This window comes from Pseudomonadota bacterium (assembly GCA_039196715.1).
In the GTDB taxonomy this organism is placed as follows: Bacteria; Pseudomonadota; Gammaproteobacteria; order CALCKW01; family CALCKW01; genus CALCKW01.
In genome coordinates this window covers 1-5,552 of the sequence record JBCCUP010000138.1, presented here as the reverse complement: position 1 = coordinate 5,552, position 5,552 = coordinate 1, and the positions used below count along the sequence as shown (strand labels likewise).

The window sequence follows — 5,552 nt, the reverse complement described above, 5'->3', positions numbered from 1 at the left end:
GTTCTTCTTCCTCGAGGCGTTTGCGCTCTTCCTCTTCCTGGCGCTTGCGTTCTTCTTCCTCGAGGCGTTTGCGCTCTTCCTCTTCCTGGCGCTTGCGTTCTTCTTCCTCCAGGCGTTTGCGCTCTTCTTCTTCCTGACGCCTGCGTTCTTCTTCCTCCAGGCGTTTGCGCTCTTCTTCCTGACGCTTGCGCTCTTCTTCCTCTAGCCGCTTGCGCTCGGCTTCGAGTCGCGCACGCTCGGCTTCGAGCCGCAAACGCTCTTCTTCCTGGCGCTGACGTTCAGCCTCTTCGCGTTGACGGCGTTCCTCGGCTTCGATGCGTTGCCGTTCCAGCTCGGCCTGGCGCTCGCGTTCTTCGGCCTCGAGCCGTTGACGCTCGGCTTCGAGCCGCTGGCGTTCGGCTTCCTGGCGTTGCCGCTCTTCCTCGAGTCTCAGGCGCTCCTGCTCGAGCCGGAGCCGCTCGGCCTCCTGGCGCTGCCGCTCTTCCTCTTCAAGCCGCTGCTGCTCAGCCAACTGGCGTTGGCGCTCGGCTTCCTCGCGCTGCAGTCGCGCTTCTTCTTCGAGCCGAGCGCGCTCGGCTTCTTCGGCCGCGAGCCGCTCGGCCTCCTGACGCAATCGCTCGGCTTCGGCCAACCGCGCACGTTCCTCGGCCTCGCGTTGCAGGCGCTCGGCTTCAAGCCGTTGCTCTTCCTCGAGGCGTGCCTGCTCGGCGCGTTCAAGCTCCTCGATTTGCGCGCGCACGGTGGCAGCGTCGACGGCGACTGCCTGGATCGGCGAGTCGTCGTCGAGTGGCATGTCCGGCCGAGACCGCTCGAAACCGATTTCCGCCACCAGCAGCACGGCGAGGAACGCGTGCCCGAGAAAGGACAGCAACCATGCGACAGCCTTGGCACGCGTGAAGCCCATTGTCAGCCTGGCGGCTCCGTCATGAGCCCGATTTCGCCGGCGCCGCCGGCTTGCAGAATGGCCATGGCCGCCACCACGCGCCCGTAGGGCACGCTGTCATCACCGGCGACGAGCACGCGTTTGCCCGGTTGCTGGCGCAACACCGCCGCGACCAACTGCAGGATCACATCGCGGGTCTGCGGCTGGTCGGGGTCGGCGCCAACGTTGAGGAACATCGCACCGTCCGCCGTGACCGTGAGGATCAACGGTTCCTGTTGGCGGGTATCCAGGGTTTCGGCCTGCTCCTGCGGTAACTGCACGTCGACGCCGGTTTTCAGGAGCGGCGCCGTGATCATGAAGATCACCAACAGCACCAACATGACATCGATGTAGGGGACGACGTTGATCTCGGCCACGTGGCGTCGGGATCGACTCCGCCGTTGCACGCTGGCCATCAGTTCATGCCTTGCTGCCGCCCCGCGTGCAGCTGCCGGTTGAGCAAGTTGCAGAATTCCTCGGAGAAATTCTCGTAGCGGTTGAGCAACCGGTCGATCTGGTTGGCGAAACGGTTGTAGAAGATGACGGCCGGGATCGCAGCGAACAGCCCGATGGCGGTCGCAATCAGCGCCTCGGCGATGCCCGGCGCCACCATCGCGAGCGTGGCCTGCTGCACGTTGCCAAGCGCCCGGAAGGAATTCATGATGCCCCAGACGGTGCCGAACAGGCCGATGTACGGGCTGACCGAGCCGACCGTCGCGAGGAAGGCGAGCCCGTTTTCGAGTTCATCCGTCTCGCGCGACAGCGCCAGGCGCATCGAGCGCTGCGAGCCGTTGAAAATCACCTCGTTGTCCGAGCTGCGGCGTGCCAGCCGCCCGTACTCGCTGAAGCCCGCCTCGAAGATCCGCTCGAGGCCGCGCAGTGTGGCGCGGTGGGGTTTGAGGTCGCGGTAGATGTCGGACACGTCACCGCCGGCCCAGAAGGTGTCTTCGAAGCGGTTGGCGTCACGACGGGACCGCCGCAACTGCAGCGCCTTGAGCACGATCGTGCTCCAGGACACCACCGAGGCCAGCACGAGCAGCGCCATCACCGCCTGCACGATCGGGCTCGCTTCCTGAACCAGGTGAATGAGTGACATGTCAGCAGTCGGCATTAGCGTTCACCTTGCATGGCCTCGGTTAGCATCTTGGGGATGGGGGTGGGCCGACCGGTCTCGGCGTCCACGCACGCGACCTGCACCGACGCGGTCACCAGCGCGTCGGGCTGCTCCACATGTCGCACCGCTTGCCCGAACACCACGCTGGCCCGCCTTACCGTGTCCACGCGCACGCTCACCCGGAGCGCATCGTTGAAACGGGCGGGCTTGCGGTAGTCCACGGCGACGCGCCGCACCACGAACTGCAGGCCCTGCCGCGCCAGCCACGCATCCTGTTCGACGCCGACACTGCGGAGGTACTCGGTGCGCGCACGCTCCATGAACCGCAGGTAGTTCGCGTAGTACACAATGCCGCCCGCGTCGGTGTCCTCGTAGTACACCCGCACTGGCCAGCTGAAGTGCTCGCTGGAATTCCCACCATCTCGCGTCAGGCTCGGCATCTCCCTGTCGAGGCCACACAACGCGACCCCCCGCTCACGGCGTCACAGTGTACCGTTTGCGCAGCGGCTTGTAACTTGATTTTCAACTACCGCGTGTATCTTGCGGATTTGAAATAAGTTGTCGTCAAGATTCAGTCGCTCAGGGCCATCGGCTCGGTGTCACGGCCCGCGGGGCGGTCCAACCCGAGTGCGCGCCAGCCGCCCGCCGTTGCCACACGGCCCCGTGGCGTGCGCATCAACAGACCCTGCTGGATGAGAAACGGCTCAACAACGTCTTCAAGCGTCCCGGCGTCCTCACCGATGGCCGCGGCGATGTTGTCGAGCCCGACCGGCCCACCGTCGAACTTGCGCACGACCGCGTCGAGCAGACGCCGATCGAGGGTGTCGAGGCCTTGGCGGTCCACTTCGAGCAGGTTCAGCGCCGCATCGGCAATGGCGGCGTCCACCCGACCGTCGCCTTTCACTTCGGCGTAGTCCCGCACGCGGCGCAACAGGCGGTTGGCGATGCGCGGCGTGCCGCGGGCGCGTCGGGCGATCTCGCGCGCACCGTCGTCGTCCAGCGGCAACGCGAGCAGGCCGGCGGCCCGCTGCAGGATGCCGCTCAGGTCATCAACAGCGTAGAAGTCGAGCCGCTGGACGATGCCGAAGCGGTCACGCAGGGGCGAGGTCAACAGGCCCGCCCGTGTGGTCGCGCCGACCAGCGTGAACGGCGGCAGGTCGAGTTTGATCGCGCGCGCCGCCGGGCCCTCGCCAATGACGATGTCCAGTTGCCCGTCTTCCATCGCCGGGTAGAGGATTTCCTCGACCGCAGGGCTCAGGCGGTGGATCTCGTCGATGAACAGCACATCGTGCCGCTCCAGGTTGGTCAGCATGGCCGCGAGGTCGCCGGCCTTCTCCAGCGCCGGCCCCGAGGTCTGGCGCATCGCCACGCCCATCTCGTTGGCGACGATGTGCGCCAGCGTGGTCTTGCCGAGCCCGGGTGGCCCGAAGATCAGCACGTGGTCTAGCGCTTCCTGGCGCCGCCGGGCCGCGTCGACGAAGATCGCCATCTGCTCGGAGACGCGGGGCTGACCCCGGTACTCCGCCAGGCTGCGCGGCCTGAGCGCGCGGTCCTCCGCTGTGTCATGCGCGTGCACGTCACCCGCCACCAGTCGTTCTGTCATCCACCGATCTCCCGCTGCACAGACAAGTGTACCCGTCAGCGGCGCACAAGGGTCGCGGTACCGCGCCCGCCGGCTTGTCGTGCCGCTGCCGGTCGACCCATACTCGGCGCCTCGTGACACCGGTTGCCCCTGCATGCGTCGCCTGATCCTCCTGGTTGCGGCCTGCCTCGGTCTCGGCGCGGCGCACGCCGACGAGGAAAACACCTTCAGGCGCCTGTTCGACGCGTGGTACGCCGCCAACCCGCCGCGCACGGTGCCCGCGGACGCCACCGAGCAAGTGCTGCTGCAGCGCCACCAACCGGTGGTTTACCTCGCGCCCGAGCAGCCGCGCTTTATCGATTTCTACGCCGACTACATCGGCAGCGGGCGCCTCACGGTCGACGGCACACACCACGACACCGTCGACCAGGCGCTCTTGAACGCCCACGGGCTCGACCCCACGGCCCGCTTCGTCCACGCACCGCGCGCGCCCGCGGCCCCTGCCGTCGCGTACGCGCGCTTCGACCGCGACGGTTTCGATGCACGCGGACAGCGCTTCGAGTTCGAGTTCCTGACCTACAACTTCGTCTTCGCCCACTCCGGCCTGCCGCGTGGCCTGCGCTGGTGGCAACGGTTCTTCGCCGGCCTGATCAACGGCAACCGGGACTGGCACCAGCTCGACCACTACGTCGCCGCGACCGTGGCGCTGCACCGGGGCACGCCCGTCGCCGTCACGCTGCAGCAGCACAACTACCTCACGACCTGGCGGATTCCGGCAGACCTCGCGCTCGGGCCGGACGGCCGTGTGCACCTCGACGTCGCAATCGGCTCGAACGAGCTGTACCCGCACGCGCCATCCCGCACGCGCCACCCCACCGTGTCGTTCATCACGCCCGACAACATCGACTTCGTCATGGTCGGGCAGAACCGCCCCGCGCTCGGCGCCTACGACGTCACCGACGGGCAGCAGGCCGTGGACTACGGCTTGCGCTTCCTTGCACCGGCGGACGCGTTCTACGGCTTTCGCGGCCACCTCGGGGCAAAGCGCCGACTGCCGGGGCGCAGCGGCCCGCCCGGTGCCGACTACAACACCCTGCCCGGCCTCAAGCCCCACGCCACGGCCATGGCCGTCAATTGGCGCGGTGATTCGCTCGACGCCGCACGCGATCGATTGCGCGCGCTGCTCGACGGCTGGGCCGTTCAGCCTGCCGCTGTGCAGGCGGCAATCGACACCTTCGCCGAGGCGGCTGGCCTGCTCGCCGACTGAGGCTGGGCTGGCACGGTTTTCAGTGCGTGTGCCGCGCGCAAGTGGCATCATTCCCGGTTTCGCCGCCGGTTGGCGGCACACCCCACAGGACACTGCCATGGATCTCGGGATCTCCGGAAAAAGCGCCACCGTCTGCGCCGCGTCGCGCGGCCTCGGCCGCGGCTGCGCAGAAGCACTCGCCGCCGAGGGCGTCAACCTTGTCATAAACGGGCGCAGCAGCGAGTCGCTCGAGGCGACGGCCGAAGCGATCCGCGCGCGATACGGCGTCGAGGTCACGGCGGTGGCGGCGGACATCGGCACCGACGCCGGGCGCGACGCGGTGATCGCGGCGAACCCGACTCCGGACATCCTGGTGAACAACAACGGCGGGCCGCCGCCGGGCGTCTGGTCCGACTGGGGCCGCGAGGCCTGGCTCGGTGCGGTCGAGCAGAACATGATCACGCCGATCATGATGATCAACGCCCTGTTGCCGGGCATGATGGAACGGGGCTGGGGGCGTGTGGTGAACATCACGTCGCAATCGGTGAAGTCGCCGATCCCGGTGCTCGGCCTGTCGAACGGGGCCCGCGCAGGCCTCACCGGTTTCGTCGCCGGCACCGCGCGTCAGGTGGCCGGCAGCGGCGTGACGATCAACAACCTGCTGCCCGGGCTGAAATGAAATATGCGG

General features: G+C 67.6%; 6 protein-coding genes and 1 pseudogene. 2 read left to right on the top strand and 5 right to left on the bottom strand.

Going from position 1 to position 5,552, the window contains the following annotated elements; all coding sequences use genetic code 11:
- The 5 genes from AAGA11_22575 to ruvB all read right to left on the bottom strand — a co-directional run.
- The coding region (locus AAGA11_22575; protein ID MEM9605661.1) for a hypothetical protein at positions 1-904 on the bottom strand (904 nt) is incomplete at its 3' end.
- A 2-nt stretch (positions 905-906) separates the two neighbouring features.
- Positions 907-1,338: a protein TolR gene (gene tolR / locus AAGA11_22570; protein MEM9605660.1), complete on the bottom strand. Its 432-nt coding sequence runs from the start codon at positions 1,336-1,338 to the stop codon at positions 907-909.
- Positions 1,338-2,018, bottom strand: coding sequence for a protein TolQ (tolQ, locus tag AAGA11_22565; GenBank protein MEM9605659.1), 681 nt, complete (start codon positions 2,016-2,018; stop codon positions 1,338-1,340). Before tolQ ends, tolR begins: the two co-directional genes overlap by 1 nt.
- A gap of 14 nt (positions 2,019-2,032) precedes the next feature.
- Positions 2,033-2,476, bottom strand: a complete 444-nt coding sequence (gene ybgC, locus AAGA11_22560) for a tol-pal system-associated acyl-CoA thioesterase (protein MEM9605658.1) — start codon at positions 2,474-2,476, stop codon at positions 2,033-2,035.
- Between the two features lie 131 nt (positions 2,477-2,607).
- Positions 2,608-3,639 (bottom strand): Holliday junction branch migration DNA helicase RuvB, encoded by a 1,032-nt coding sequence (gene ruvB / locus AAGA11_22555; protein ID MEM9605657.1) that lies wholly within the window; start codon positions 3,637-3,639, stop codon positions 2,608-2,610.
- A gap of 133 nt (positions 3,640-3,772) precedes the next feature.
- Here ruvB and AAGA11_22550 point away from each other — a divergent pair, with 133 nt between their 5' ends.
- Positions 3,773-4,885, top strand: a complete 1,113-nt coding sequence (locus tag AAGA11_22550) for a hypothetical protein (protein ID MEM9605656.1) — start codon at positions 3,773-3,775, stop codon at positions 4,883-4,885.
- A 97-nt stretch (positions 4,886-4,982) separates the two neighbouring features.
- Positions 4,983-5,537: pseudogene (locus AAGA11_22545) on the top strand (SDR family NAD(P)-dependent oxidoreductase).
- The last annotated feature ends 15 nt before the right edge of the window (positions 5,538-5,552 follow it).

Bases quoted from the DNA above. Each gene is read 5' to 3' on its own strand.
- ruvB (MEM9605657.1), bottom strand. From the start codon at position 3,639: ATGACAGAACGACTGGTGGCGGGTGACGTGCACGCGCATGACACAGCG.
- ybgC (MEM9605658.1), bottom strand. From the start codon at position 2,476: ATGCCGAGCCTGACGCGAGATGGTGGGAATTCCAGCGAGCACTTCAGC.
- tolR (MEM9605660.1), bottom strand. From the start codon at position 1,338: ATGGCCAGCGTGCAACGGCGGAGTCGATCCCGACGCCACGTGGCCGAG.
- AAGA11_22550 (MEM9605656.1), top strand. From the start codon at position 3,773: ATGCGTCGCCTGATCCTCCTGGTTGCGGCCTGCCTCGGTCTCGGCGCG.
- tolQ (MEM9605659.1), bottom strand. From the start codon at position 2,018: ATGTCACTCATTCACCTGGTTCAGGAAGCGAGCCCGATCGTGCAGGCG.